Source organism: Chloroflexota bacterium (assembly GCA_026713825.1).
Taxonomy (GTDB): domain Bacteria; phylum Chloroflexota; class Dehalococcoidia; order Lucifugimonadales; family UBA1127; genus UBA1127.
This window is the reverse complement of sequence record JAPONS010000041.1, coordinates 1-26,902: the sequence shown is the minus strand read 5'-3', so window position 1 is coordinate 26,902 and position 26,902 is coordinate 1. Positions and strand designations below refer to the sequence as shown.

Sequence of the window (26,902 nt, the reverse complement as noted above, 5' to 3'; positions counted from 1 at the left end):
AAACTGATGGCAGGCAACTTTGGCGGAGGCGGCTTCGGCGGCGGTTTTCCGAACTTTGGGCAGCCGGGACAGATAGGGACGCCCGATATCCCGTGGAGGAGCGTCATCCTCTGGGGGGGCGGCCTTGGACTGATCATCGGTCTGTTCGTCCTCGCCTTCTGGCTGTTGGACGTGTACACGAACTTCCTGTGGTTCGGGAACCTAGGATTCGAGGGCGTGTACCGCACCATCCTGGTGCAGCGCATCTGGCTGTTCTTCACGGGCATGGCGCTCTTCGCGGCGATCTCGGCAGTGAGCGTGTGGCTGACGTACCGCTACGGGGGCGGGCCGCAGGTGACGCCGGTGCCGGAGGAGACGCTGGAGCTGCTGCGCCCGCTGACGCTGGCCGGTTCCATCTTCGTCATCGTGGTGGCGTCGCTCATCTTCGGCGGCGTGGCCGGGGGCGGCTGGAGCGTCGTGCTGGGCTTCATCCACGCGACGCCCTTCGGCATCGAGGACCCGCAGTTCGGCAGGGACGTGTCCTTCTACGTTTTCACGCTGCCGCTGCACCAACTGGTGCAGGGGTGGCTGCTGGGCGCGTTCGTGGTGACGCTGCTGCTGAGCCTGGGCATGTACTTCGTCCACTTCAGCCTGCGGGGGGCAGTGTTCTCACTGACACCGCAGGTGAGGACCCACCTGTCGGTATTGGGGGCGCTGCTGCTCTTCACCTTCGGGTACGGGTACTGGATCGACATCTACAGCCTGGTCTTCTCCGACAACGGCGCCGTCGTGGGAGCGACGTACGCCGACGTCAACGCGCGCATCCCCGGCCTGACCATCCTGATATTCATCGTCTCGGCCGGCGGCCTCCTGCTGCTGCTCAACGCCTTCTGGCTGCGCGGCACGCGGCTCATGGTGGGCATCGGCTTGCTGTGGATCGGCGGGCTCATCATCCTGCAGTTCGCGTGGCCCAATGCGGTGCAGCGCTTCCAGGTCATCCCCTCGGAGCTAGAGCGGGAGCGGCCGTTCATCGCCAGGAACATCGACTCGACGCGGGACGCCTTCGGGCTGAACCGCATCGCGGAGTCGTCGTACCCGATACGGGACAACCCGCGGGTGACGGAAGACATCGTGGACACGAACCCGGGCATCATCAGCAACCTGCGGCTGTGGGACCACCGGCCGTTCCTGGACACGCTGAACCAGATCCAGTTCATACGGCTGTACTACGACTTCCAGGACGTGGACGTCGACCGGTATACGCTGGACGGCGAGTATACGCAGCTCATGGTGAGCGCGCGGGAGCTCTCGCCGGAGCGACTGCCGCAGGAGGCGCAGAACTGGGTCAACCGGACGCTGCAGTTCACGCACGGGTTCGGCGCTGTGGCCGCGCCGGTGACGGAGTTCACGGACGACGGCAAACCTGAGTTCGTGCTGCAGGACGTGCCGCCAAGGGGCGACATCCCGGTCACGCGACCGGAGGTGTACTACGGCGAGAACACGCGCGACTACGTCGTGGTGAATTCGGCCGTGGAGGAGTTCTCCTACCCGACGGAGACGGACATCCCCGTTCGTGCGCGGTACCAGGGCAACGGCGGGGTGCCAATCAACGGGTTCCTGCGTCAGCTCGCCTATGCCTGGAAATTCCGGGACCTGAACCTGATGATCAGCGGGGAGATCACGCCGGGCAGCAGGATCCAGTACAACCGCAATATCCAGGAGCGGGTATCGGACGTCGCGCCGTTCCTGGTGCTGGACGACGACCCGTACGTCACGGTGGTCGGCGGCGAGCTACTGTGGATCCAGGACGCGTACACGATCACGAGCCGCTATCCGTACTCGACGCCGTTTTCGGGTGAACTGGGCGAGTTCAACTACATCCGCAACAGCGTGAAGGTGGTGATGAGCGCCTACGGGGGGGACCTGACCTTCTACGTCATCGATCAGGACGACCCGCTCGTGCAGACGTACCAGAAGGTGTTCCCCAAGCTCTTCACGCCAATCGACGAGATCGACGAGCGGCACCCGGGGCTTCGGGAGCACATCCGCTACCCGGAGGGGCTCTTCGAGGCGCAGGCGCAGCAGTACCTGCAATACCATATGACGGACACAACGGTCTTCTTCAACAAAGAGGACCAGTGGAGCATCCCGCAGGAGACGTATTTCGGCCAGAACAACCTGGTGATGCAGCCGTACTACCTGATCATGAAGCTGCCGGACTCCGTGCGGGAGGAGTTTGTGCTGCTGATGCCCTTCACGCCGGCGGACCGGCCGAACATGGTGTCCTGGCTGGCGGCGCTCAACGACGGGGAGCGGTACGGAGAGCTGGTGAACTTCGTGTTCCCGCGGGGCAAGCAGTTGGACGGCCCGCAGCAAGTCGAGGCGCGCATCGACAACGACCCCGACATCTCCCAGCAGTTCACGCTCTGGGGACAGGTGGGGTCGACGGTGCTCAGGGGGAACCTGCTTGTGGTGCCCATCGACAACACAATCCTGTACGTGGAGCCAGTGTTCCTGCAGGCGGACAACCTGGCGTTCCCGGAGTTGAAGCAGATCATCGTGGCGGACGCGGGCGAGGTGGTGATGCGACCGACGCTGCGGTCGGCGCTCGACGCGCTGACGGGGTCGAGCACCCCGGCGCCGTCGCTGGACATCGGCGAGCCATCGCCCGAAACGGGCACGACGGCTCCGGCACCATCGGAGACGCTGCAGGACGCGCTGGGCGGCGCGTCGGACGCGATTGACGCGCTGGACATGGCGCTGGAGGAGCTGAGACAGTCGCTTGAGGAACTAAACCGGCTGGCGGAGGAGCAGAACTAGTGAACCAGTACATCGAGACGGAAAAGCAGTACTACATGGGCACGGTGCGCCGTCAGCCCGTCGTCATCGAGCGAGGGCAGGGGAGCCGCGTGTGGGACACGGACGGCAAGGAGTACTTGGACTTCACCGCGGGGTGGGCGGTCGACTGCCTGGGGCACTGCCCGCCGGTGATGGTGCAGGCCATCGCGCAGCAGGCGTCGACGCTGATCCAGACGTCGAACCAGTTCTACACGCTGCCGCAGCTCCAGCTGGTGCAGCTCCTGGTGGAGAACAGCTGCCTGGACAAGGTCTTCGTGTGCAACAGCGGCGCGGAGGCCAACGAGGGCGCCATCAAGCTGGCGCGGAAGTACGGCCGCGAGCACCTCAACGGCGCGGTGGAGATCATCACCGCCGTCGACTCGTTCCACGGGAGGACGCTGGGCGCGCTGGCGGCGACGGGGAACCCGAACTACCAGGCGAACTTCCTGCCGCTGATGACCGGCTTCGTAAACGTGCCCTTCGGGGACATCGAAGCGATCAAAAGGGCGACGAACCAGAACACGTGCGCCGTCATGCTGGAGCCCGTGCAGGGCGAGGGCGGCGTCAATGTGCCGCCGGACGACTACCTTAAGGAAGTCCGCGCGTGGTGCGACGAGAAGGGCCTGCTGCTCATTCTGGACGAGATCCAGACGGGCATTGGGCGGCTTGGGACGCTGTTCGGGTACGAGCAGTACGGCGTGGAGCCGGACGTGATGACGCTGGCGAAGGCCATGGGCGGCGGCGTGCCCATCGGCGCGTTCATGTGCAAGGACTCGTGCGACGTGCTGCGACCGGGCGACCACGGCAGCACCTACGGCGGCAACGCGCTGACGACCGCGGCGGCATACGCCGTCGTCAAGGAGGTCATCGACGGCGGCTGGGTGGAGCACGGCCGGGTCATGGGCGAGCGGCTGAAGGCGGGTCTCGATCGGGTGAAGGCCGCGCACGAGGACTCGGTGAAGGAAGTGCGGGGCATGGGCCTGCTGCTGGCCGTCGAATTCCACGAGGCGATCGCCGGCGAGGTGGTCACGTCCTGCAACGCGGGCGGGCTGCTGCTCAACCCGGTGCGGCCGACGGCGGTGCGTTTCATGCCGGCGCTGAACATCTCGGACGCCGAGGTGGACATCGCGGTGGACCGCTTCGAGCGGGCGCTGGTGGACGCGGTGGAGCGCGTCGCCAAGGCGAAGTAGAGAACGCAACTCAATCGATTTGGACTGAAGGACTGGACATGGCGAAGCAGAAGGTGGTCTTGGCATATAGCGGCGGGCTGGACACGTCCGTGGCCATTCCGTGGATCAAGGAGCACTACGACGCCGAGGTCATCACTGTGACGGCAGAGCTAGGGCAGGGGCGCGACCTGGAGGAGGTGCGGCTGAAGGCGCTGGCGACGGGCGCGGAGAAAGCTATCGTGCTGGACGGGCAGGAGGCCTTCGTCGAGCGGTTCGTGTGGCCGGCGCTGCGGGCGGGGGGCATCTACGAGGCGCAGTACCCGCTGGCGACGGCGCTGGCGCGGCCGCTGATTGCGGAGTACCTGGCGTCGGTGGCGCTGGATGAGGGCGCGGAGTTCGTCGCGCACGGCTGCACGGGGAAGGGCAACGACCAGGTGCGGTTCGACGTGAGCGTTGGGGCGCTGGCGCCGGACCTGCGGGTCATCGCGCCGGCGCGCGAGTGGGGCATGAGCCGCGACGAGGAGATCGAATACGCGGCGGCGCACAACGTGCCGGTGCCCAACACCAAGGACAGCCCTTTCTCCGTCGACGAGAACCTGTGGGGCCGCTCCATCGAGGCGGGGGTGCTGGAGGACCCGTGGCACGAGCCGCCGGAGGAGATCTACGCGTGGACGCGCTCCATGAAGGACACGCCGGATACACCCCTGTACCTGGAGATTGGCTTTGAGAAGGGGGCGCCAGTGTCGGTGAACGGCGAGTCGCTGGGCGGGAAGTCGCTGGTGCTGCACCTGAACGCGCTGGCGGGCGAGCACGGCGTGGGCCGCATCGACCACCTGGAAAACCGGCTGGTCGGCATCAAGTCGCGGGAGATCTACGAGGCGCCGGCGGGCGTCGTGCTGCACGCGGCGCACCGGTCGCTGGAGACGCTGACGCTGAGCAAGGAGCAGGTGCGTTTCAAGGAGATCGTGGCGCAGCAGTACGCGGACATTGTGTACAACGGCCTCTGGTTCACGAAGCACCGCGAGGACCTGGACGCCTACGTGGACAGCACGCAGGAGTTCGTGTCGGGCACGGTGCGGGTGCGGTTGAACAAGGGCACGTGCACAGTCGTCGGGCGGCAGTCTCCGCACGCGTTGTACGACTACGGCCTCGCCACGTACGACGAGGCCGACCAGTTCGACCACAAGGCTTCGGTGGGGTTCATCAACGTCTTCGGGCTGCCGGTGCGGACGCAGTCGAGGCGGCAGTCGCGGCAGGGGTAAACGCCGCGGCACACCGGAGTCGGAGCGGGGCAAAGGGTGAGGTCCCCGCCTGCGCGGGAACGACGGCAGGGTATGGAGGGCGGCATGGCAGACAAGTACATATACATTGCGGCAATGGACGTCGACCCCGACAAGGAGGCCGACTTCAACGACTGCTACGAGAACGAGCACATCCCCGCCCTGCTGCAGGTGCCGGGCGTCCAGAGCGCGAAGCGCTACGTGGCGGAGGAGGGCTCGCCGAAGTATTTGGCCGTGTACGAGATCGACAACCCCGGCGTCGTGACGAGCGACGCGTGGGTGGCCGCGGCGGACTCGGGGCGCTGGCCGACGGAGATCCGGCCCCACTGCCGGAACCGCAACCGCATCGTGTACAAGGTGATCGGCGAGTAGGGCGGCGTCCTCGGCGCAGGGTCGGCAGGCGTTTGCCCTTCGACGGGCTCCGGGCGGACGACGAGGCCTTTGCCCACCCCTGGATACCGGCTTTCGCCGGTAAAGCGGGAGGGGGCGAGCAGACCCCTGGGCACGCTCAGGGCGAACGGTGAGAGCATCAATGATCCACGACGGCAAGGAACGCTACGGGCGCTACCTGGAGGACTTCCAGGTGGGCGACGTGTACCGCCACTGGCCGGGCAAGACGATCACGGAGAGCGACAACAATCTCTTCTGCCTCCTCACCATGAACCACAACCCTCTGCACCTGGACGAGAACTACATGCAGGAACACCAGCACGGGCGCATCCTCGTGGCGGGGCCGCTGGTGCTGAGCGTGGCGGTCGGCATGAGCGTCATCGACACGTCGGGGAAGGCCATCGCGAACCTGGAGTACGAGAGGGTCACGCACGACGGGCCGGTATTCGCGGGGGACACCATCTACGCCGAGAGCGAGGTGCTGGAGGTGCGGGAGTCGGCGTCGCGGCCGGACCGCGGGGTCGTGTACATCGAGACGCGGGCGCATAACCAGCGTGACGAGCGCGTGCTGACGTACCGGCGACGGTTCCTCGCGCCCAAGAGGCCGGCATGATGGCGGACGAATATACCTCGCTGGACTACACCATCTCGCTGCACTACGACTGGCGGCTCTACCGTGAGGACATCGCGGGGTCGCAGGCGCACGCGCGGATGCTGGCGCGGCAGGGCATCGTCACCGACGACGAGGCAGAGCGCATGTGCGCGGGCCTCGACGCCGTCCGCGGCGAGATCGAGGGCGGCACGTTTCCGTGGCGGCGGGAGCTGGAAGACCTGCACATGAACGTAGAGGCGCGCCTCCACGACCTCATCGGCGAGACGGCGGGCAAGCTGCACACGGCACGCTCGCGCAACGACCAGATCGCGACGGACATGCGCCTCTTCGTGCGGCGCACGGCCGGGGAGACGGCAGAGGCGCTGCACGGCCTGCAGCGCGCGCTGGCCTCGACGGCGGGTGAGCACGTGACGACGGCGATGCCGGGATATACGCACTTGCAGCGGGCGCAGCCCGTGGCGCTGGCGCACCACCTGCTGGCGTACGTGGAGATGTTCGAGCGGGATGTGGAGCGGTTCCAGCAGGCGGGCGCGCGCGCCAACGTGCTGCCGCTGGGCAGCGGCGCGCTGGCGGGGTCGCCGTACCCGTTGGACCGGGAGTCGGTCGCGCAGGAGCTGGGCTTCGACGGGGTGACGACGAACAGCATGGACGCGGTGGCGGACCGGGACTTCGTGCTGGACTACCTGTACGCGGCTTCGGCGTGCATGGGGCACCTCTCGCGCATGGGGGAGGAGTTTGTGCTGTGGTCGTCGGAGGAGTTCGGCTTCCTGCGGCTGGCGGACGAGGACACGACGGGCAGCAGCATCATGCCGCAGAAGCGCAACCCGGACCTGGCGGAGCTCGCCCGGGGCCGCACGGGACGCGTGTACGGTCACCTGATGGCGGCGCTGACGACGGTGAAGGGGCTGCCGCTGACGTAGAACCAAGACCTGCAGGAGGGCAAGGAAGCGCTCTTCGACACGGTGGACACGCTGCTGCCAACGGTCGCGGCATTCACGCGGATGCTCGGGGGCGCGATGTTCAACCGCGAGCGGATGGCGCAGGCGGCGGAGGGCGGCGGGTACAGCCTTGCGACTGATCTGGCCGACTACCTGGTCCGCAAGGGGCTGCCGTTCCGGCAGGCGCACGGCGTCGTCGCGCAGCTCACGCGCTTCGCAGAAGACAAGGGCGCGCGCTTCGAGGAGCTGTCGCTGGAGGACTACCGCGCATTCTCGCCGCTGTTCGACGCGGACGTGCTGGGGACGACGGTGGCGACGGCGTTGGAATCGCGCAACGTTCCGGGCGGCACGGCGCCATCGCAGGTTGCGGCGGCGCTGCGGCGGGTGCGCGAGCGGCTGGGCATGTAGCCGGTCGCAGCCGTCAGCGGGGCCTGTGCCTTGGCCTCGCCGGGAACGGCGGCGCGCGCTGGGCCGTTCAATCCAAGGGGCAGTCAAGCAACTCAGGCGCTTCCGAGACCCGCTTCCCTGTCAAGATTCACGGTTTTCGACAGAATGCCGCTCATGGGGCGACCGACAATTTTCGAGAGAATGTAGAGAACGTTGACACAAATAGCGCCGGACATTGTGCGGAGGAACGCCGGAAAGGTGTTCTTTGGGTGGTGGATTGTCGGGGCGGCAGTCTTCATCCAGTTCCTGCACGGCGGGCTGCTGTTCCAGGCGTTCGGCGCGTACTTCGTTCGGCTGCGGGAGGAGTTCGGGTGGAGCAGCGCGTCCCTCTCGTGGTCGTTCTCGCTGCTGCGAATCGAGAGCGGGCTGCTGGGGCCGTTTCAGGGCTGGCTCATCGACAAGTTCGGACCTCGCGCTGTCCTTGTGGTCGGGCTGATCATCTTTGCCATCGGCTTCATGATGCTCAGCCGGATTGACTCGCTGCTCGACTTCTACCTCGCCTTCGTGGTCATTGCGATTGGGAGCGGGCTTGGCGGGTTCCTCACGCTGTTCGTGACGGTGTCCAACTGGTTCCGCAGGCGGCGGGCGACGGCGCTGGCGCTCTCGCAGACGGGGGCGAGCATCGGCGGGATCTTCGTGCCCGTGGTGGCGCTGTCGCTGATCCACTTCGGGTGGCAGACGACGGCCTTTGCCTCGGGCGTCATCATCCTAGTGGTTGGGCTGCCGCTGGTGCCCATCTTCCGAACGAGGCCGGAGCAGTATGGGATGATCCCAGACGGGCGCCGGTATGAGCCTACCCCAGCAGAGAGCCGGACCACGCCGGTGCAGATCGGGCCCGAACGGGAGTTCACGGCGCGGGAGGCGATGCGGACGCCCGCCTTCTGGTTCATCTCGTTCGGGCACGGGAGCGCGCTGTTCGTGGTGGGCGCGATCATGGTGCACCTGATTCCCCACCTCGTGCAGAAGCTGGACGTCCCGCTGGAGACAGCGTCGGCGGTGATCACGGTGATCACGACGGCGCAGATTGCGGGGCTGGTGAGCGGCGGGATCCTGGGCGACCGGATGGACAAGCGGCTCATCGCTGCGGCGTGCATGCTGGGCCACACGGTGGCGCTGATGGGGATAGCGTTTGCGGACTCCATGTGGCTGGTCTACGTCTTCGCGGTGATACACGGGCTGGCATGGGGCGCGCGGGGGCCGCTGATGGGGGCAATCCGGGCGGACTACTTCGGGCTGAAGGCAATCGGGACGATCATGGGGCTTTCGTCCCTCATTGTGACCATCGGCAACGTGTTCGGGCCGGTGTTCGCGGGGTGGATGGCCGACGTGCGGGGGGACTACCAACTGGGATTCGTGATTCTTGCGGCGATGACGGGCGTCGGGACCGTCTTCTTCCTCGCGGCGAAGCGGCCGTCGGTGCCCGAGAGCGCGTGGGCGCGCGGGCGGCGGCTGGTGATGCAGCGGCGCGCGCGGGGGCAGGGCTAGCGCGCAGTCACAGCGCTCAAACAACTCAATCCCGGCAGCGGCCGGCGGGTCCCAAGGGGGAACTCACAACAGCAGTGACGGGCATCGTGCGAACTATGCGCGCTGCAATCGCGTTCCAAGGAAGTGGGAATCTCAGGTTTGACTACACCGGACATACTCAGGAGGAACGCCAACCGCCTGTTCTACGGGTGGTGGATTGTCGGGGCGGCAATCGTCATACAGGGGCTGCAGGGCGGCCTGCTGCTGCAGGCGTTCGGCGCGTACTTTCTGCGGCTGCAGGAAGAGTTCGGGTGGAGCAGCGCGGCTCTTGCGTGGTCGTTCTCCATCCTGCAGCTGCAGAACGGGCTGCTAGGCCCGGTGCAGGGGCTGCTCGTCGACCGGTTCGGGCCGAGGGTGGTGCTGACGGCCGGGGTCATCGTGCTTGCCCTGGGGTTTCTCCTCCTGAGCCAGATCCAATCGCTCCTGACGTTCTACCTTGCCTTCGTGGTGCTGTCGGTGGGGTTTGGTTTGAGCGGGTACCTGACGCTCATCGTCGCCGTGGCGAACTGGTTCCAGCGGCGCCGGTCGCTGGCGCTGGCGCTCTCGACGACGGGGTTAGGGCTCGGCGGGATGCTGGTGCCGCTGGTGGCCGTCGCGCTGACGACGTTCGGATGGCGAACGACGGCCATCGCATCGTGCGTCATCATCCTCGCCGTGGGGCTGCCGCTGATGCCGATCATTCGCGGCAGGCCGGAGCGCTACGGCATGCGGCCGGACGGCGGGCCCGACCCTCGGGCGGCGGCCACCACCTCGCGGGCGGCGCTGGCGGGACGGGACTTCACCGTGGGCGAGGCGCTCCGCACGCGTGCGTTCTGGCTGATCTCCCTTGGCCACGGCAGCGCGCTGCTGGTGGTGGGCGCAATTATGGTGCACCTCATCCCGCACATCGTGCACCGGCTGGACGTGTCGCTGGAGTCGGCGGCGCTCGTGGTCACGGTGATGACCATGACCTCAATGGTGGGGCAGATCGGCGGCGGGCTACTGGGCGACAGGGTCGACAAGCGGCTCATCTGCGCGGCCGGCATGGTGGCGCACTGCGTGGCGCTGCTGGGAATCACGTTCGCGACCTCGCTGGGCGTTGTCTACTTCTTCTCGATCATCCACGGGCTGGCGTGGGGCGGCCGGGGACCGCTGATGGGCGCGATACGGGCCGACTACTTCGGGCGGCGGGCGCTGGGGACGATCATGGGGTTGTCATCGGTCATCGTCACAATGGGCATCATGTTCGGGCCGGTGTTCGCGGGGTGGATGGCGGACGTAAATGGCGACTATCAGACGGGATTTGTGGTGCTTGCCGTCATGACGGGGCTGGCGTCTGTGTTCTTCCTAGCTGCGAAGAGGCCTCCGCAGCCCACGCGAAGGCTGGCGGATATGCGGCGGCGAGTGCTGGAGCGGCGGGAGCGGGACATCGAGCGGCAGGCGACGGGCCGGACCCGGGGGCTGGGCTAGCCGCGACGGCCGCCAGCCCCCGCGCGGTCGAGCTAGGTGGGCGTACCGGACATGACGCCGGCCTCAATGTAGGCCTCGCCCATGCTCTTGAAGGTGGTGGTCGCGCCGCCGAAGTCCACCTCGTAGCTGGGCTGCGCCTGGCCGGGGCTTACCACCTCGTACAGGGCGGCACTGCCGTTGGGGCCATCGATGGTGTGGAGCAGGGTGCGAGTGTTGCCAGAGGTCATAGCTACCTCCTGAAAGTCTTATAGCTAGAAAAGGATACGGCATTTTGAGACTGGCTTCAATGATGTGAAGGTCACACTGCTTGCCCTGGACACAGCTACGACTGAAGGGTCGCCCAAAGGAGAGGGGCCTCCTCTGAGGAGGCCCCTCTTGTTGTGGCTCAACGCTTTTTGCGGCTATGCCTTGGCTGGCTCCAGCTGGCCGAGGATCTCGCCGGCGTTCTGGTGGGACATCGTTTCGATCTCCGAGGGAGTGAAGCCGTTATCGAGCAGGTTGCCGATGAAGATGCCGAGGCCCTCCTCGACCCACGGGGCCGTGCTCTGGCCGAGGTCCGTGGAGAGGATGGTGGAGTTGGGGCCGATCTTGCGGATGTTGTCGTAGACGGTCTCCCACTCGACCTTCTTGGTGTAGGGCTGGGTGAAGCAACGCTCGAACATGACGTCGTACTTGCCGAGGGCGCGCTGCTGGTCCTGGTCCAGGTAGGTGGCCGGGAACTCCGGGTGGGTGATGATGACGCGGTTGACCTTGGCCTCGCGGGCGGCCTTGACGACGGGGAGCATCTCCTCCGGCGAGATATGGCCGGTGGCGAGGATCATGTCGTACTCGGCGATGACCTCCATGCACTGGATGGCCGCGTGGGTCACCTTGCCGTCGACGACGACCTTCACGGGGTCGCCGGCGATGCCCTTCTCGCGCATGGCGCGGGCGATGGTCATCCAGTAGGGCTGCGGCTTGCCGTCGACGTTCTCGCCGGTGATGTTCTTGACCTCGTTCTCCGCATCGACGGTGGGGAACCAGACGACCTTGTTGCCGAGGCGGCCGGCGACGTCGACGGCGAGGGGGTTCATGCCGCCCATGGAGTTGTTGAGGACGAGGCCGCCGAAGGCCCTCATCTGCGGGAACATCTGGTTGATGAGGCTGGCGCGGTCCGCCGTGCAGATGTAGTGGGACTTGAGCACGACCCCGGCCATGCCGGCCTCGACGGCGTGCTCGGCCAGCACGATGTCGTTGAACTTGCGCGGGAGCACGTCGGGCTCGCTGTGGATGTGCATGTCGTACGCGCCGCGGACCAACTCCTTGACTGCTGCCTCGTCGGCCATGGGTGTCTCCTCTCAATACGCAGCAAGCGCTGCAGTGAATGTGGGGCGATGGTAGCTATTTGAGACAAGGGATGTCAACCGCGGACGGGGGCTGGGGGTGGTATGCTAGCCGCCGGAGGAATGCATGAACTCCGATAACGCCGTCGCGGCGATTCTGGACTACCACCGAAAGACGGACCACTCCGTGCAGAGCGTGCGGGAGGGCAACATCTCCCTCGACTTCTCCATCCTGCCGAGGCTGTACAAGCTCTACCGGCGGGCGGAGAAGGTGGCTTTGCCCGAGGACGTCAAGCCGTCGGACGTGCCGGCGATGGCGGCCATAGCGGGGGATGCCCCGACGACGGGCGGCGCGCCGACGCTGGACGATGTAGCCGCGCTACTGAAGCTCTCGGCGGGCGTCACCAAGTGGCTCAAGGTGCCCAACGGCCAAATGGCGTTCCGGGCGGCGTCCTGCACCGGCGCGCTATACCACATCGAGCTGTACTTGGTGTGCGGCGACCTGCCTGACCTGCCCGCAGGGGTGTACCAGTACGGGGCGCAGGACAACGCCCTCCGGCGTGTTCGGTCCGGCGACTACCGCGGGGCGCTGGCAGGCGCGACGGCGGGGCACGACGGGGTGGCGTCGGCGCCGGTGTCCATCGTGTATACAAGCGTGTTCTGGCGGAACGCGTGGAAGTACCAGAGCCGCGCATACCGGCACACGTACTGGGACTGTGGCACCATCCTCGCGAACACGCTGTCGGTGGCGGCATCCCGGGGGTTGGCCACAGGGCTGGTCACCGGCTTCGTGGACGACGACGTGAACCGCGTCGTCGACGTGGACGGGGCGCGCGAGGCGGCCGTCGCCATCGTGCCCGTGGGGAGTGGAGCCGGGGCCATCGCGGCGACGGCGGCGCCCGCCCGATTGAACCTCGAAACCCTGCCGTACTCGCCAAAGGAGATCGACTACCCGCTCATCCGCGAGGCGCACGCGGCAACGTCGCTGGACGGGGCGGGCGCCGCCGCGTGGCGGGGGCTCGACGGCGGGGCGCAGGCGGAGACGGGAGGGCCGGCGCCGGTTGAGGCAGAGGGAGAGTCTGTCGAGCGGGTGATCTTGCGGCGCGGGTCGACACGGCAGTTTCAGCTTGCCCCCATCGGCGAGGGCGCGCTGCGCACGATGCTGGCGGCGGCTGCGCGGCCGCTGCCGGGCGACTGGCCGTCTCTTGATGACAGACCGCTGAACACAATGTACGTCATCGTGAACGCGGTGGACGGGCTGGAGCTGGGCGGGTACGTGTACCACCCGGAGGCCGGTGAGCTCGATCTGTTGCACTCCGGCGACCATCGCTTCATTGCGGGGCACCTGGGCCTCAACCAGGCGCTGGCCCACGACGCGGCGGTGAACGTCTACTTCCTGACGGACCTGAACGCCGTGACAGCGTCGATGGGCGCTCGCGGGTACCGGGCGGCGCAACTGGACGCGAGCATTCGCGCGGGGCGGCTCTATCTGTCGGCGTACACGATGGGCCTCGGCGCGACGGGGCTCACGTTCTTCGACGAGGAGGTGACGCGGTTCTTCTCGCCCCATGCGGCGGGAAAGAGCGTCATGTTCCTGACGCTGATGGGCGTGCCGCAGAAGCGGCGGCGGGGCATGCCGGAGTAGGGGCAACCTCGCCAGGCATCCTGCTCGGCAGGCTGCCCAGCTCCTCGATGAAACTCTGGGCGACCTGGGAGATTGGCTTTCCTCGCAGGGTCACAACCCCAACCAGGTCCGCCGGCATGAGATTGGAGACGGGCAGGATGTCGAGGTCAGCGGCGTCGCCCGGGGAGAGGGCGATGTCGGGCAGGATGGAGATGCCCTCGCCGCCCGCGACGTACTGCTTGATCGCCTCGGCGCTGTCGGTCTCGACGGCAAGCTCGTAGCTGATGCCGCGATTCTGGAAGGCCTCGTCCAGCAGCCTTCGCGTGCGGGAACGGGCGCCAAGCATCACCATCGGCCACCTAGCGAGCGAGCTGTAGGTGAGCTCCAGCAGGTCGGACACGGGGTGGTCCTTCGCGGCTATCAACACCCGGTTGATGGTGAACAGCGGGGCGAAGTCGAACCCTGCCGGGACGTTGCCCGTGGGCACGATGCCGAGGTCAGCTTCGCCTGAGGCCACCATGGCGAGGATTTCAGACTCGCTCCGAGGCCACAGCCGCAACAGGTGGCCGGGGTGTCTCTGGCGGAAGTTGCGCACCGGGCCCGGAAGGGCCTGCGCGATGAGGATGGCCGTGCTGGCGACGGTCACGGGGTTTGTGCCTTCCAGGTGGCGGTTGAAGGACTCAAGGGCGCTGAAGCCCTCCACCAACGGGCCGGCCATCTCCAGCAGCACGGTGCCCGCCCTGGTGAGCTGGATGGGGCGCCTGCCCCGCAGGAGCAGCTCCACCCCAACTTGGTCCTCCAGCTTCTTGAGGTGCTTGGTGGCCGCGGGCTGGCCAAGGTCAAGGGCGCGGGCCGCCGCCGAGATGCTGCCCAGCTTGGCCACGGCGCAAAAGGTCCGCAGTTCTCTCAAGTCCATTCTCGTCTCTTCTTTCCATTCCCAATTGGAATAAAATCTACACCAACCCATGCCTTGACAACAAGGCTTTGCCGACGCGATACTCCCCATTAACCTGAGGAATTGTACGAAAAGCGAAGGGAGGTCTGTCATGGCGAAATTCAGGATCATGCCCCACAGCCGCCTGCAGGAGTGGGTGGCCGAGGAGAAGGGGTACTTTACCGACGAGGGGCTGGAGGACGAGTTTATTCGCGGCCAGCAGTTCTCCGCGCAGCCTACCGTCAGCTCCACGGACCAAGCGCCCGTCGAGGTGAAGCGGGGCGCGTTCGAGGGGATGTCGGAGGGCCGGGCCTGTGAGATCAGCTCCGCATGCCACTGGGCCGTCAACATGGCCGCCCACGGACAGTCAGGCCGCATGTGGGGCCACGCCTACTCCGTGACGCCCTCGGGAATCTGGGTCGCCCCTGAGTCCGACATTCGCGATCCCGAGCAGCTTGCCGGCGTTCCGGTCGCAGTCGGCTACCATTCCGGCAGCCACTTCTCCGCCATCCAGGCGCTGGAGCCGTTCCTGTCAAAGGAAGACATCAACCTGCAGTTCGTGGGCGGCCCGGTGGACCGCGCCCAGCTCTCCCTCGACCGCCGGGTGCAGGCGGCCAACGTCTTCGGCACGCCGTCGTACGTGCTGGAGCAGCAGGGCTTCCGCAAGATCGTCGACACCTCCTTCATGATCGGCTTCCTGATCAACGGCGACGCCACCGATGAGCAGCTCTGGGCGTACTTCAACGCCCTGCAGCGGGCCCAGCGGGAGATCGACGTTGCCAAGGAGCTCTACCAGCACTACTTCCTGACCGAGTTGCCCGAGAAGTTCCACCAGTACTTTGACTACCGGAAGGCGGGCATCGGCGAGCGGCTGGTGTTCGAGCCGTACACGCAGGAGACCTTCGAGCGGACGCACCGCTGGATGGTCGAGTGGGGCATCTTCGGCGAGGACCAGGTGGGCCACGCCTCCTACGCAGAGGCCGTCCACGCCTAAACGTCCCAAGCACGAACAGGCGCCGCACGGGCCCCGGGAGTTCCCGGGGCCCGTGTTGTTTGCGTCGCTTGGTGGCGCATCGCTGCGGCGTTCAAGTAGACTGCGGCCATCCGGCCACACGATGAGACAGGCAATTTCGATTGAGGAGGAGCAGCAGCCATGGCAGAGAGAGCAAGCACGAGACTTCGCAGGTCGATAAACGACGACAAGCTCCTCCTCATGCCGGGCGGGTTCAGCCCGCTGGCGGTGCGGATGGCGGAATCGCTGGGGTTCGAGTCGTTCTTCCTGGCGGGATCGCAGACGTCGGCGCACATCTACGCCGTGCCGGACATCGCGCTGCTTGGGCGCTATGAGATGGCCGAGGCTGTCCGCAACATCGCGGCGGTGTCGTCGATGCCGGTGCTGGTGGACTCGGACACGGGCTACGGGAACGCGGTGAACGTGTACCACATGACGCAGGGGTACGTGCAGGCGGGGGCGGCCGGGCTGCACCTGGAGGACCAGTTGGCGCCCAAGCTCTCCGGCACGGCCGCAGGCCGGCGGTGCATCCCCGTGGAGGAGGCCGTGGGCAAGTACAAGGCGGCGGTGGCGGCGCGAGACGCGCTCGACCCAGACTTCGTCATATGCGCGCGCTGCGACTTCATCGGCGCGGAGGGCGGCGACTTCAAGGGCGCCGTCGAGCGGTGCATCCGGTACAAGGAAGAGGCGGGCGTCGACCTCATCTGGCTGAACAATGTCCAGCACAAGGAAGAGGTGCACGAGGCGGCGGAGCGCATCCCCGGCGCCGTCATGCCCACCTTTGGCGGGGCGCCGCCCGGGCCGACGCTGGAGGAGCTGCAGGCGTGGGGCGTCGCGGTGGCCATTTTCCCGGCGCTGACCAGCTCCGTGGGGCTGCAGGCGGTGTGGGAGCTGCTGAATGACTTCAAGGAGCGGGGGCCCGTCGCGATGGACGAGCGCCGGCAGCAGGCGGCGGCGAGCAAGTGGGGGCCTGTGCGCTTCCACGATTTCGTGTACCCGGGGCCGGCGCTGGTGCGGGAGATCGAGGACACCTACCTGCCGCAGGAATCGCAGCGGGACTACGACAGCACCTTCGGACACTACACGCCTCCGACGTAGGGTTGCGTCGAGCTTCGCGCGTACGTAAGGGCGGGCGCAATGCTATAATGGCAGGTGCGGTCGTGATTTCTGTCACGTACGCCGCAGACCCTTTTTGTGCAAGAGGTCCCGCGCTATGCTGCCCCGCCTTTTCACGCGACGATTCCCCGGCCCTCCGATTGCCGCCGCTCTGCTGGCGCTCGCGGTTGTGGCGCTTGTGGCGTGCTCCGAGGATGCACCGACAGCGCAGTGCGCGGACGGCGACGTGGAGTTCGCGTCGTCGGACGGGCTTCCGCTTTGCGGGCGGCACTACGGCAGCGGCGACGTGACGGTGGTGCTGGCGCACATGCGGCCCTCTGACCAGGAGAGCTGGCGGCCCTTCGCGGAGACGCTGGCCGACGAGGGCTACGCGGTCTTCACCTTCAACTTCCGCGGCTACGAACCATCGAGCGGCGACAAGGAGCTGGGTCTGATCGACCTGGACCTCGGCGGGGCGCTGGACTATCTGGCGATAGGGGGCGTTGAGCGGCCGGTGCTCGTGGGCGCGAGCATGGGGGGCACGGCGGCGGTCAAGGTGGCGGCCAACCGCGACGTGGCGGGGGTCGTCGCGCTCTCGGCGCCGGCGGCCATCGACGGGCTCTCCGCCGCGGACTACATCGCCAGCGTGGATGAGCCCAAGTTCTTCATGGTGGCGGAGGACGACGTCAGCGCGCGGATGGACAGCGCGGCACTGTACGATGCCTCCAGCGGCGAGCGGTTCTACGAGGTCTTCACAGGCGGCGAGCACGGGACGGACCTGGTCTACGGCCGCCACAGCGAGCTGGTGCAGGGCAGGATCCTGGAGCTATTGGAGCTGTTCACGCAATGAGTGCGCCAAACATCGCCATCATCAACTACGGGGCGGGCAACCTCCGGAGCGTCGCGAAGGCGCTGGAGAGCCTGGGCGCGAACGTGCACGTGACGGTCGAGCCCGCGGAGATCGCGGCGGCGGACGGGCTGGTCTTGCCCGGGCAGGGCGCGTGCGACTCGGCGATGGTGGCGCTGGAGGCGCAGAGCCTGACGGAGTCGGTCAAGCAGGCCATCGTCGACGAGAAGCCGTTCTTCGGCGTGTGCCTGGGGCTGCAGCTGCTCTTCGACTACACGGAGGAGGGCGGCGCCAAGTGCCTGGGCGTCATTCCGGGCAAGGTGCGGAAATTCCCGCCGGGGCTGAAGGGGCCGCACATGGGCTGGAACACCATCGAGATGCTGCAGCCGGACCACCCGGTGTTCGATGGTGTGCCGGAGGGCAGCCACTTCTACTTCGTGCACAGCTACTACCCGGACCCGGAGTCGCCGGAATCGACGGCCGCGGTGACCGACTACGGCCTGCGGTTCTGCTGCGCCGTCGCGCAGGGGAACGTCGTCGCGACGCAGTTTCACCCGGAGAAGAGCGGCCCGGTGGGGCTGCGGCTCTACGGCAACTTCTTGCGCATGGTACAGTCTATGGCGTAACCTCTTGCATCGAAGCAGAGGTTTCTTTGGAGGATGACCTATGGGCAAGTTTCAGAAGGGTGACCTGGTACAGGTACCCGGCACCATCCGCGGAATTCAGGAAGAGATCGTCGGCCAGCGGGGCCGGGTGATCACCGAGGTGCCGGAGCGCACGATGCCATCGACCTACGGCGAGGGCGACCCAGTGTACCTCATCCGCTTTGACGGTGTTCGCGATTCCTACTTTGTGGAAGAACACAACCTGGAATCGGCGTAGCTCAATCCTTTCCAAGGGCGGTCTCGGCATGGACGTGATCCCGGCAATTGACCTGCGGGGAGGACGTTGCGTCCGTCTTTACCAGGGCGACTACGACCAGGAAGAGGTCTACGGAACAGACCCGCTGGCCGTGGCGCTGCGGTGGCAGGACGAGGGCGCAACGTTGATTCACGTCGTCGATCTTGACGGCGCGGCGTCGGGGGAGTTTGCGAACCTGGACGCCATCCGCGCCATCGCCGAGGGCGTCGACGTGCCGGTGGAGGTTGGCGGCGGCATCCGGGATATGGAAAAGGCCGAGACGCTGGCGGGGATGGGCGTGAACCGGCTGGTGCTGGGCACCTCGGCCGTGGAGGACCCGGACTTCGTGGCCGCCACGATCGAGCGCTTTGGGGCGGGCCGCATCGTCGTCTCCGTGGACGCCCGGGACGGCTGGGCGGCGCTGCGCGGGTGGAAGCAGCCCTCGCGGATGCGGGCGCTGGACCTGATGCGGCAACTGACCGAGCTGGGCGTCGAGCGGCTGGAGTACACGGACATCAGCCGCGACGGGACGCTGACGGAGCCCAACTTCGAGGCGGTGACGGAGGCGGTGAACAACGTGCCGGCTCCCATCATCGCTGCCGGGGGCATCGCGAGCGTGCGGCACCTGGAGCGGCTGGCGGGCCTGGGCGTCAGCGGCGCCATCATCGGCAAGGCGCTGTACACGGGCGCCGTCGACCTGCGGGAGGCGGTGCGGCTGGTGGGCGAGATTCCCACGGCGGGGTAGCGTTCGCCTCAACAATCGTCCCTAAGAGCGGCCCGCACGGATGCGGGAGGCCGCTCCCGTGAAGGAACCTTCGACATGGAAAGGACCACGATGACCACAAAGACAGACCAAGCCGTCCCTTCGCAGACGCTGGCGGACCAGATAGACCCGCTTCGCATCCTGGCGCAACTGCCCCTGCGGCCGTACCAGCTCCTGGGCGACTTCCGCTGCGGCAAGGGAGCGCTGACCATCCCCCTCGCCAAGCACACGTTCGACGGCAAGGTATACGCGACCGACGAGTCTGCGGCGAGCCGCGAGGAGCTGGAGACGAGGCTGGCGCAGACACGCCTGTCCAACACCGTCGTCTACGACCCGAAGGACGAGGACTCCACCATTGAAGCGGACTCGCTGGACGGGGCGGTGGTGGCGCTGAACCTCTCCACCCTCAAAACGAGCAAGCCGGCGATGCTGAAGCGCGTGTCCAAGGCGCTGAAGCGCGGCGGCTGGGCGGCGATCATCGAGTGGACCAAGTTCGACGCCGACGAGGGGCCCGCGCTGGACAAGCGGCTGACGGAGGCGGAGTTGGTCGAGGTCGGCAAGCAGGCGGGGTTCCGGTTCGCGGAGAAGCGCGACCTGTCGAGCCGCTACTACATGGTGATGCTGAGGAAGTAGCCGCGTGGGAGGCCACCCGTTCCCCCTTCGATTTCCCTCAGGGCGAACGGGTGGACAAGGCCGAGAGGCGGCTGCAACGCAATGCTGACGAAACGCATCATCCCCTGCCTGGACGTGAAGCGCGGACGCGTGGTGAAGGGCGTCCGCTTCCTCGATCACCGCGACGCCGGCGACCCGGTCGAAATGGCCTCGATGTACAACGAGGCGGGGGCCGACGAGCTGGTCTTCTACGACATCACCGCATCCTCCGATGGCCGCTCCATCATGCTGGACGTGGTGTCGCAGGTGGCGGAGCAGGTCTTCATCCCCCTGGCCGTGGGCGGGGGGCTGCGCTCCGTGGAGGACATGCACACGATGCTGCTGGCGGGGGCGGACAAGGTCTCCATCAACACGGCGGCGGTGGAGAACCCGGACCTCATCCGGCAGGGGGCCGACCGGTTCGGCTCGCAGTGCATCGTGCTGGGGCTGGACGCCATGCGCCTGCCGGGCACGGACCCCGTCCGCTGGGAGGTCCGCGTGCGCACCGGCGCCGACGGCGGGCACACGACGCACCTGGACGCCATCGAGTGGGCGGCGCGGGCCGTCGAACTGGGCGCGGGGGAGATCGTCGTCAACAGCATGGACGCCGACGGGACGCAGGCGGGGTACGACATCGAACTGCTGCGGAAGCTGTCGGAGGTGGTGACGGTGCCGGTGGTGGCGAGCGGCGGCGCGGGGAACCCGGAGCACATGCTGCACGCGCTGCAGGAGGGCCGCGCCGACGCAGGGCTGGCGGCGAGCATCTTCCACTACGGCACCTACTCCATCGCCGAGGTCAAGGCGTACCTCTCGGAGCACGGCGTGCCGATCCGGCCGATGTAGGGGCCGGCGCGAGGTCCGACTGCAATTGCGCATATCCTCTCAATCCTTCCCGGACATTTTGCCAGCGAGGAACTTGCTTTTCCCAAGGCCTACTTGCCACTCGATTGCGGCGGGCAATTCGTAGCACTTCAGCTACGAAAACATAAGGCCTTTTGGGGGAAACGAGTCCCATCGCTTATGAGACGTTCCGAAGTTGGTTCTGAACGGAAAGCAGGCGAGCAAGGGTCCTCACCGAACGCAGAAGAAGATCCTGGTCAGCGTCGGGGTCGGCCATGATATCCCTGACGATCAGTCGCATGATGGCGATCTCCGGGGTGAGCGAGGGACCATACTTGGCCGCACGATATGCATCCCGCTGCTCCTGCGTAAGGTACTTGGAGTAGAAGCCGTGCTTGCGAGCGTTCTGGTTGCCGGGCTGGCCTCCGCTCTTCCTGCGAGGCCGGGAAACCCTCTCAGCGCGAGCCTTCGCCTCCACCGGGATGGCGGCGCGGGGCTGACAATTGGAGTTCTGGGGGATGTTCCGGGTAGTGTCAGTCTTCTTTGCCATGTGTTTTCCTCCTAGAAGAGACGGTAGAGAAGGGCGGAGGTTATCGGCAAGGAGCTTGTGTCAGGGTCCGGGGGAATGGGGGACGGTTCAAGGCAAGGGGGGTTGTGATTGTCGGGGCCCCTGCCTTCGCAGGGGCGACGGGGAGGGGGAATATGGATGCAGTTGGCCGCAGGGTTTCTGGATCCCGGCTTTCGCCGGGAAAACGAGAGGATAGGTGTCCGTTCGTGGAATCATTCGACGGGGGGCAGGGCGAGCTGCGACACCCCCATCCCAACCTTCCTCCGTAAAGGGGGAAGGAGATACGCCGCATGACGGATTCGTAGCAGAATGCTATTATGGCAAGGCCCCAATTTCGGGACACCCTTAGGTGGAAGAGGTTAACGCTATGCCTGGAAAGACCATGTTCGAGAAGATCTGGGACGCGCACGTTGTGTCGGAGGAGCCGGGGAAGCCGGCGTTGCTGTACGTCGACTTGCACCTGGTGCACGAGGTCACGTCGCCGCAGGCCTTCGACGGGCTGCGGATGGCGGGCCGGCGGGTGCGGCGCCCGGACCTGACCGTCGCCACGGCCGACCACGACGTTCCGACCACGGACCGCTCGCTGCCCATCGAGGACCCCATAGCGGTGCAGCAGCTCGAGCACCTTTCGAACGACGCGCGGGAATTCAACATCCCGCTGGCGGACATCCACAGCCCGCTGCAGGGCATCGTGCACGTCATCGGGCCGGAGCAGGGGTACACGCAGCCGGGCAAGGTCATCGTCTGCGGCGACAGCCACACGGCGACGCACGGGGCGTTCGGGGCGTTCGCGCTGGGCGTGGGGACGTCGGAGGTGGAGCACGTGCTGGCGACGCAGACGCTGCGGCAGGCCCGGCAGAAGACGATGCAGGTGGACGTGAACGGCCCGCTGCCCTTCGGCGTTACTGCCAAGGACCTGATTCTCGCCATCATCGGGCAGATCGGCATCGACGGCGGCACGGGGCACGTCATCGAGTACACGGGGCAGGGCATCCGCGACCTGTCGATGGCTGGCCGCATGACGGTATGCAACATGAGCATCGAGGGCGGCGCGCGGGCCGGGATGGTCGCGCCGGACGAGAAGACATTTGACTACCTGCGCGGCAGGGCGAACGCGCCGCAGGGCGACGCCTTCGACGAGGCCGTCGAGCGGTGGAAGCAGTTGCCGACGGACCCAGACGCGGTGTACGACACGACGGTCGTCATCGACGCGGCGGCGCTTTCGCCGATGGTGTCATGGGGGACGAACCCGGGGCAGGTGACGCAGGTCACGGGGCGCGTGCCGGACCCGGCAAGCTTCGCCAACCCCGCGGACCGCGAGAGCGCCGAGCGGGCGCTGCGCTACATGGGGCTGGAGCCCAACACGCCCATGGAGGAGATCGCCATCGACCGCGTGTTCATCGGCTCGTGCACGAACTCGCGCATCGAGGACCTGCGGGACGCCGCGGCGGTGGTGAAGGGGCTGCGGGTGAGCGACCGCGTCGGCGCGATGGTGGTTCCGGGCTCGTACGCCATCAAGCAGCAGGCGGAGGCCGAGGGGCTGGACCGCATCTTCCTCGACGCGGGCTTCGAGTGGCGCAACGCGGGTTGCTCCATGTGCCTCGCCATGAACCCGGACCAACTGCTGCCCCACGAGCGGTGCGCGTCGACGTCCAACCGCAACTTCGAGGGGCGGCAGGGCAAGGACGGGCGGACGCACCTGGTGAGCCCGCAGATGGCGGCGGCTGCGGCCATCGCGGGGCACTTTGTGGACATCCGGGAGTGGAAGAACTAGCTATGACTGAATCGAAGTACGGTTCACGAGTGTACACCCTGAACGATGGCACTATATTGGTTAAGCAAACCATCCTCAAGAATGGCAGGTATGTAATTGATGGGCACAGGGAAGCCCATGTGCATCCGGGGGAAGAGGACCGTTTGCAGCAGGTACTCCGCGCGGCGGAACGTGGCGAACTCTGAAGACAGATGCCCAAGGAGGACAGCAATGGACGCATTCACGGTGCACACCGGCGTGGTGCTGCCGATGGACCGGGTGAACGTCGACACGGACCAGATTATCCCGAAGCAGTTCCTGAAGCGGGTTGAGCGCACAGGCTACGAGGATTTCTTGTTCTTCGACTGGCGGTTCAACGCGGACGGGTCGCCGAACGAGGACTTTGTGCTGAACTACCCGGGGTACAAGGACGCGTCGGTGATGGTGGCGGGCCGGAACTTCGGGTGCGGGTCGTCGCGGGAGCACGCGCCGTGGGCGCTGCAGCAGTACGGGTTCCGGACGATCATCGCGTCGAGCTTCGCCGACATCTTCTACAACAACTGCCTGCAGAACGGGCTGCTGCCCGTGCGCCTGAGCGACAAGGACGTCGACCACATCATGATCCAGGCCAAGGAGGTCCCGGGCTACCAAGTGACCGTGGACCTCGAGAGCGGCACGGTGTCGGACAACCAGGGGTTCAACGCGGCATTCAGCCTGGACGAGTTCAAGCGATACTGCCTGCTGAACGGCCTCGACGACATCGGCCTGACGCTGCAGGAGGAGAACGCCATCACGGCCTTTGAGTCGCAGCGGGCGTAGGCCTCAGAAGACAGACACAGCAAAGGCCCCATCCACGCGTGGGCGAGCGGATGGGGCTCTTGCTATGCGGTTTGCTCGGCGAACTGATGGGGGCGGGGCAACCCTTGTGGTTGCCCTTATTGAGCGTCCTTGACCAGACCGATGCAGTTGCCGTCGGGGTCGGCAAACATGGCGACCACGATCGGCATGCCCGGCACTTCCGTTACGGGAATAATTTCCTTTGCCCCCATGGAGACGGCCTTGTCCAAGTAGGCCTGCGGGTCGTCGACCTGGGCGTACACGGCGACGTAGATCCCGCCGCCCTGGTCAGCGCCGCCGATGCCGCCGTTGATGCCGAGGCCGTCGTCGTCCTGCGTGAACGCTAGGCCGTAGTTCGCCGGGTTGTCCGAGCTTATCGTCCAGCCAAAGAGGTCTGAGTAGAATTCCTGCGTCTTGGCGGAGTCGGACCCCATGATCTCAAAATGGACTATCGGGTTTGGCATGTCATTCTCCGTTTCCAATAATTGTCCCCTCTCATTGGGGCGTATGGCATGGTGCTTGGGGCATTTGCGCGATGTCAAGGTGTGCGCGACAGGAAGGCCTCCCCGCCCTTGACGCGCCGCTGCTTCACTTCCTATGCTGCGGCGAAAGACCACACCGGAGCGTGCCATGGCTGAGGACATCAGGACGTTGTTAAAGATCGCCGAGGTGGTGGACATCACCACCACGGGCCGCAAGAGCGGCGAGGCCCGCCGCATCGAGATCCGGCTGCACGTGCTGGACGGGCGGCTGTACCTGACCGGCCGGCCCGGGATGCCCCGGAGCTGGCTGGCCAACATGGCGGCCAACCCGAAGACGACGATTCACCTGAAGCAGTCGATTGTGCGGGACGTGCCCTCGGCGGCGTCCGTGGTCACGGACATGGATGAGCGCCGGCGGGTCTTCGCGCTGATGCTGGAGCGCGAAGAGCGGATGTCTCACGTCGACGTGGACGTGTGGGCGGCTACCGCCCCGCTGGCTGAGCTGACGCCAGTGTAGGCGCCGCGCCCGCCCGGAACAGGCTTCCGGTGGACTAAAACAGGCGCCCCGTCCGTTCGTGTGACCCCCGTATCAAGTACGGGGCAGGCTCTTCGATTTCCCTCAGGGCGAACGGATGGGACGGGAGCGTGGCAACCTCGAGGGAGATGCGCGCGCCGCGCTCACGGCCGCGGCTGTAGAGCTGGCCCACCATGCGGGCAGCCTCCTCGGCGTCGACGCACAGCGACTTGCCGCTGGCGACGCCATCGCCCTCGTCCAGGACGCTGACGCGGACCTGGTCATCGAAGCCATCGAGCCGCTGGAGCTTGATCTGGATGCGCTCTTCCGTCATGGTCGCCATTTCGTTTCCCTCCGTTTCGAGTGACTGGAGGCAGTTTAGAACAAAGTTTCTTAGTTTGTCAAACATTCGTTCTGGAACAAACGCCTCGGCCTGAATCACAAGCAAGCCTGCATAGGCACGCAAAGAATGGCCGCCCCTTTGCCGACACCAATCTGTGATATGCTGTGTGCGCTCCCGGCCAAGAGCATCAAGCCTGACCCGTTTGGGGATTTCCCCTATGGCCTCTCGTGGGCAAACGGGATCAGGCACTCTTGGCCGGGAGCCGAAATCCTGCCACGGGAGGTCTCCTTGTGTTTGCCGTAAAGTACTCGACATTGCTTCTGTGTGTTCTCATGCTTGGCGCGTTTGCGGCGTGCGGGCCGTCAGATGAAAAGCTTGCCGCGCTGGTTGAGGCAGAGGTCGCGAAACAAGTGGCGCTGGTCCCGCCCGCTCCGCAGGGCGAGGTCGGCGCGGAAGGACAGCAGGGGCCGCAAGGCGTTCAGGGACCGCAGGGCGCGATCGGTCCGCAGGGACCGCAGGGGTTGACCGGCCCCCAGGGGCCGCAAGGCGCCACAGGCCCCCAGGGGCGCGTCGGTCCGGCAGGACCGGTCGGTGTGCAGGGGCCGAAGGGCGAGGCCGGTTCCGCTGGGCCAGCGGGGCCGCCCCCTGAGATTCCGACGCGCCTTGAGGTGGAAGAGTTGGTCGTCCGCAGCAGCCCCGATAGCTGGTATCTCGTCTTGCGCTCCGGGGACGAGGAGAGCGTAGCGAGCATAGAGTGGTACAGCCCGGACGGAGTGCAATACGGTGAGATCTTTGCCGGAAGCACATTCGGCATGGTGTTGTCGGACAGGAACAACGACAGTTCCTGGACGCAGGTGTGCATCACCGAGAATACCTATGGGTTGTGCGCGCAGTAGCCGAGAGTGGTAAGCCGCCGTTCACCCTTCGATTACCCTCAGGGTGAACGGCCCCGCCCGCACCCGCGTACCTTTGGACTCCGCCTTCGGAGACCTTTGCGTAACCCGCCCCGCATTCGCCATCGCCGCGAACCGGGACAAGCGCTACCGGAGCGTCACATCTGCTTGCTCCGGGTCCGCCTCCCAGGCCGTCGCCTGCTCGCTGTCCAGATCGACCGTGACAACAATGGGCACCGCAATGTCAGCGGCTTCCACGGGCCCAAGCCCCACAGCGACCGTTCCGGACACCACCAGCGTCACGCTGAAGACGGCATCGCCATGGTAGGTGACTGAGTCCACTTCGATACCCAGCGAGTTGCCCAACTCGTCAGCCACGGCGGCCTCCAGGAGACCGCTGAGGTTGGCCCGGAGCAGCGCCGGGACCCGCTCTTCCACGTCCGGGGATGCGAGCACGACTTCCACAACCAGTTTCGCAATGGTCTCGTCATTGTTGGCGGCCCACTCGGATGCAATCGCCCCGGCCCGGGCGGCCTGCTGCGCCTGTGTGGGTTCGGACGGCGGCTCTGGCGTGGGTGTGGGCGGTATCTTGGTCGGGGCAGGCGTGATGGTGGGTGTGGGCGGTATCTTGGTCGGGGGCGGCGCGATGGTGGGAGCCGATGCCGGCGCGGGAGCCGCCACGGTCGGGGGCGGCGCGATGGTGGGAGCCGATGCCGGCGCGGGAGCCGCCGCGGTCGGGGCAGGCGCGATGGTGGGCACGGATGCCGCCGCGGGAGCCGCCGCGGTCGGGGCAGGCGCGATGGTGGGCGCCGATGGCGGCGCGGGAGCCGCCGCGGTCGGGGCAGGCGCGATGGTGGGCGCCGATGGCGGCGCGGGAGCCGCCGCGGTCGGGGCAGG

General features: G+C 66.6%; 27 protein-coding genes and 1 pseudogene. 21 read left to right on the top strand and 7 right to left on the bottom strand.

Features of this window, described 5'->3' with window-relative positions; genetic code table 11:
- Positions 1 to 6: 6 nt before the first annotated feature.
- The 8 genes and pseudogenes from OXC99_04625 to OXC99_04590 all read left to right on the top strand — a co-directional run bounded on the left by OXC99_04625 (position 7) and on the right by OXC99_04590 (position 10,627).
- Entirely contained in the window at positions 7 to 2,799 is a 2,793-nt protein-coding gene (locus tag OXC99_04625; protein MCY4624274.1) for a UPF0182 family protein, read from the top strand.
- The gene (locus OXC99_04620; protein ID MCY4624273.1) at positions 2,799 to 4,007 is read left to right on the top strand and encodes an aspartate aminotransferase family protein; all 1,209 of its coding nucleotides are present in this window, start codon (positions 2,799 to 2,801) and stop codon (positions 4,005 to 4,007) included. The genes OXC99_04625 and OXC99_04620 overlap by 1 nt, the downstream gene beginning before the upstream one ends.
- Before the next feature lie 38 nt (positions 4,008 to 4,045).
- Positions 4,046 to 5,248: an argininosuccinate synthase gene (locus OXC99_04615; GenBank protein ID MCY4624272.1), complete on the top strand. Its 1,203-nt coding sequence runs from the start codon at positions 4,046 to 4,048 to the stop codon at positions 5,246 to 5,248.
- A gap of 84 nt (positions 5,249 to 5,332) precedes the next feature.
- Entirely contained in the window at positions 5,333 to 5,638 is a 306-nt protein-coding gene (locus tag OXC99_04610; GenBank protein ID MCY4624271.1) for a hypothetical protein, read from the top strand.
- Between the two features lie 160 nt (positions 5,639 to 5,798).
- The gene (locus tag OXC99_04605) at positions 5,799 to 6,269 is read left to right on the top strand and encodes a MaoC family dehydratase (protein ID MCY4624270.1); all 471 of its coding nucleotides are present in this window, start codon (positions 5,799 to 5,801) and stop codon (positions 6,267 to 6,269) included.
- Positions 6,269 to 7,615: pseudogene (gene argH / locus OXC99_04600) on the top strand (argininosuccinate lyase). The gene OXC99_04605 and the pseudogene argH overlap by 1 nt, the downstream one beginning before the upstream one ends.
- A 192-nt stretch (positions 7,616 to 7,807) precedes the next feature.
- The gene (locus tag OXC99_04595; GenBank protein ID MCY4624269.1) at positions 7,808 to 9,139 is read left to right on the top strand and encodes an MFS transporter; all 1,332 of its coding nucleotides are present in this window, start codon (positions 7,808 to 7,810) and stop codon (positions 9,137 to 9,139) included.
- A 138-nt stretch (positions 9,140 to 9,277) separates the two neighbouring features.
- Positions 9,278 to 10,627: an MFS transporter gene (locus OXC99_04590; GenBank protein MCY4624268.1), complete on the top strand. Its 1,350-nt coding sequence runs from the start codon at positions 9,278 to 9,280 to the stop codon at positions 10,625 to 10,627.
- Positions 10,628 to 10,659: 32 nt separating this feature from the next.
- On the opposite strand, the gene OXC99_04585 is transcribed toward OXC99_04590, so the two are convergent.
- Both OXC99_04585 and OXC99_04580 read right to left on the bottom strand, forming a co-directional pair.
- A complete protein-coding gene (locus OXC99_04585; GenBank protein ID MCY4624267.1) occupies positions 10,660 to 10,854 on the bottom strand; it encodes a hypothetical protein in 195 nt (64 codons plus the stop codon).
- A 174-nt stretch (positions 10,855 to 11,028) separates the two neighbouring features.
- A complete protein-coding gene (locus OXC99_04580) occupies positions 11,029 to 11,952 on the bottom strand; it encodes a DUF6282 family protein (GenBank protein ID MCY4624266.1) in 924 nt (307 codons plus the stop codon).
- 124 nt (positions 11,953 to 12,076) lie between these two features.
- Between OXC99_04580 and OXC99_04575 the strand changes: the two genes are divergently transcribed.
- Entirely contained in the window at positions 12,077 to 13,594 is a 1,518-nt protein-coding gene (locus tag OXC99_04575; GenBank protein ID MCY4624265.1) for a SagB/ThcOx family dehydrogenase, read from the top strand.
- On the opposite strand, the gene OXC99_04570 is transcribed toward OXC99_04575, so the two are convergent.
- Positions 13,536 to 14,489, bottom strand: coding sequence for a LysR family transcriptional regulator (locus tag OXC99_04570; protein MCY4624264.1), 954 nt, complete (start codon positions 14,487 to 14,489; stop codon positions 13,536 to 13,538). The two genes, OXC99_04575 and OXC99_04570, sit on opposite strands and share 59 nt — an antisense overlap.
- 130 nt (positions 14,490 to 14,619) lie before the next feature.
- Here OXC99_04570 and OXC99_04565 point away from each other — a divergent pair, with 130 nt between their 5' ends.
- The 8 genes from OXC99_04565 (at position 14,620) to hisF (ending at position 20,618) form a co-directional block, all read left to right on the top strand.
- Entirely contained in the window at positions 14,620 to 15,501 is an 882-nt protein-coding gene (locus OXC99_04565; GenBank protein ID MCY4624263.1) for a hypothetical protein, read from the top strand.
- Between the two features lie 159 nt (positions 15,502 to 15,660).
- Positions 15,661 to 16,617: an isocitrate lyase/PEP mutase family protein gene (locus tag OXC99_04560; GenBank protein MCY4624262.1), complete on the top strand. Its 957-nt coding sequence runs from the start codon at positions 15,661 to 15,663 to the stop codon at positions 16,615 to 16,617.
- A 115-nt stretch (positions 16,618 to 16,732) separates the two neighbouring features.
- Positions 16,733 to 17,464: an alpha/beta fold hydrolase gene (locus OXC99_04555; GenBank protein MCY4624261.1), complete on the top strand. Its 732-nt coding sequence runs from the start codon at positions 16,733 to 16,735 to the stop codon at positions 17,462 to 17,464.
- Entirely contained in the window at positions 17,461 to 18,087 is a 627-nt protein-coding gene (gene hisH / locus OXC99_04550; GenBank protein MCY4624260.1) for an imidazole glycerol phosphate synthase subunit HisH, read from the top strand. Before OXC99_04555 ends, hisH begins: the two co-directional genes overlap by 4 nt.
- A 40-nt stretch (positions 18,088 to 18,127) precedes the next feature.
- Entirely contained in the window at positions 18,128 to 18,343 is a 216-nt protein-coding gene (locus OXC99_04545; GenBank protein ID MCY4624259.1) for a hypothetical protein, read from the top strand.
- A 28-nt stretch (positions 18,344 to 18,371) separates the two neighbouring features.
- Positions 18,372 to 19,106 (top strand): 1-(5-phosphoribosyl)-5-[(5-phosphoribosylamino)methylideneamino]imidazole-4-carboxamide isomerase, encoded by a 735-nt coding sequence (gene hisA / locus OXC99_04540; protein MCY4624258.1) that lies wholly within the window; start codon positions 18,372 to 18,374, stop codon positions 19,104 to 19,106.
- Between the two features lie 75 nt (positions 19,107 to 19,181).
- The gene (locus OXC99_04535; protein ID MCY4624257.1) at positions 19,182 to 19,757 is read left to right on the top strand and encodes a class I SAM-dependent methyltransferase; all 576 of its coding nucleotides are present in this window, start codon (positions 19,182 to 19,184) and stop codon (positions 19,755 to 19,757) included.
- 81 nt (positions 19,758 to 19,838) lie between these two features.
- Positions 19,839 to 20,618, top strand: a complete 780-nt coding sequence (hisF, locus tag OXC99_04530; protein MCY4624256.1) for an imidazole glycerol phosphate synthase subunit HisF — start codon at positions 19,839 to 19,841, stop codon at positions 20,616 to 20,618.
- Between the two features lie 175 nt (positions 20,619 to 20,793).
- Here hisF and OXC99_04525 read toward each other — a convergent pair whose 3' ends face one another.
- Complete coding sequence (locus tag OXC99_04525; GenBank protein ID MCY4624255.1) at positions 20,794 to 21,165, bottom strand: hypothetical protein; 372 nt, start codon at positions 21,163 to 21,165, stop codon at positions 20,794 to 20,796.
- Positions 21,166 to 21,550: 385 nt separating this feature from the next.
- Here OXC99_04525 and leuC point away from each other — a divergent pair, with 385 nt between their 5' ends.
- Together leuC and leuD are read left to right on the top strand one after the other, a co-directional pair.
- A complete protein-coding gene (gene leuC / locus OXC99_04520) occupies positions 21,551 to 22,957 on the top strand; it encodes a 3-isopropylmalate dehydratase large subunit (GenBank protein ID MCY4624254.1) in 1,407 nt (468 codons plus the stop codon).
- Between the two features lie 210 nt (positions 22,958 to 23,167).
- On the top strand, positions 23,168 to 23,755 hold the full coding sequence (gene leuD / locus OXC99_04515) for a 3-isopropylmalate dehydratase small subunit (protein ID MCY4624253.1): 588 nt from the start codon (positions 23,168 to 23,170) through the stop codon (positions 23,753 to 23,755).
- A gap of 116 nt (positions 23,756 to 23,871) precedes the next feature.
- On the opposite strand, the gene OXC99_04510 is transcribed toward leuD, so the two are convergent.
- Positions 23,872 to 24,237, bottom strand: a complete 366-nt coding sequence (locus OXC99_04510) for a VOC family protein (protein ID MCY4624252.1) — start codon at positions 24,235 to 24,237, stop codon at positions 23,872 to 23,874.
- A gap of 133 nt (positions 24,238 to 24,370) precedes the next feature.
- Here OXC99_04510 and OXC99_04505 point away from each other — a divergent pair, with 133 nt between their 5' ends.
- On the top strand, positions 24,371 to 24,772 hold the full coding sequence (locus OXC99_04505; GenBank protein MCY4624251.1) for a nitroreductase/quinone reductase family protein: 402 nt from the start codon (positions 24,371 to 24,373) through the stop codon (positions 24,770 to 24,772).
- Between the two features lie 34 nt (positions 24,773 to 24,806).
- Here the strand turns inward: OXC99_04505 and OXC99_04500 are convergent, their stop codons facing one another.
- Positions 24,807 to 25,112, bottom strand: coding sequence for a hypothetical protein (locus tag OXC99_04500; protein MCY4624250.1), 306 nt, complete (start codon positions 25,110 to 25,112; stop codon positions 24,807 to 24,809).
- A gap of 332 nt (positions 25,113 to 25,444) precedes the next feature.
- Between OXC99_04500 and OXC99_04495 the strand changes: the two genes are divergently transcribed.
- Positions 25,445 to 26,008: a hypothetical protein gene (locus OXC99_04495; protein MCY4624249.1), complete on the top strand. Its 564-nt coding sequence runs from the start codon at positions 25,445 to 25,447 to the stop codon at positions 26,006 to 26,008.
- A 144-nt stretch (positions 26,009 to 26,152) separates the two neighbouring features.
- Here OXC99_04495 and OXC99_04490 read toward each other — a convergent pair whose 3' ends face one another.
- Positions 26,153 to 26,764 (bottom strand): hypothetical protein, encoded by a 612-nt coding sequence (locus OXC99_04490; protein ID MCY4624248.1) that lies wholly within the window; start codon positions 26,762 to 26,764, stop codon positions 26,153 to 26,155.
- Positions 26,765 to 26,902: the final 138 nt, after the last annotated feature.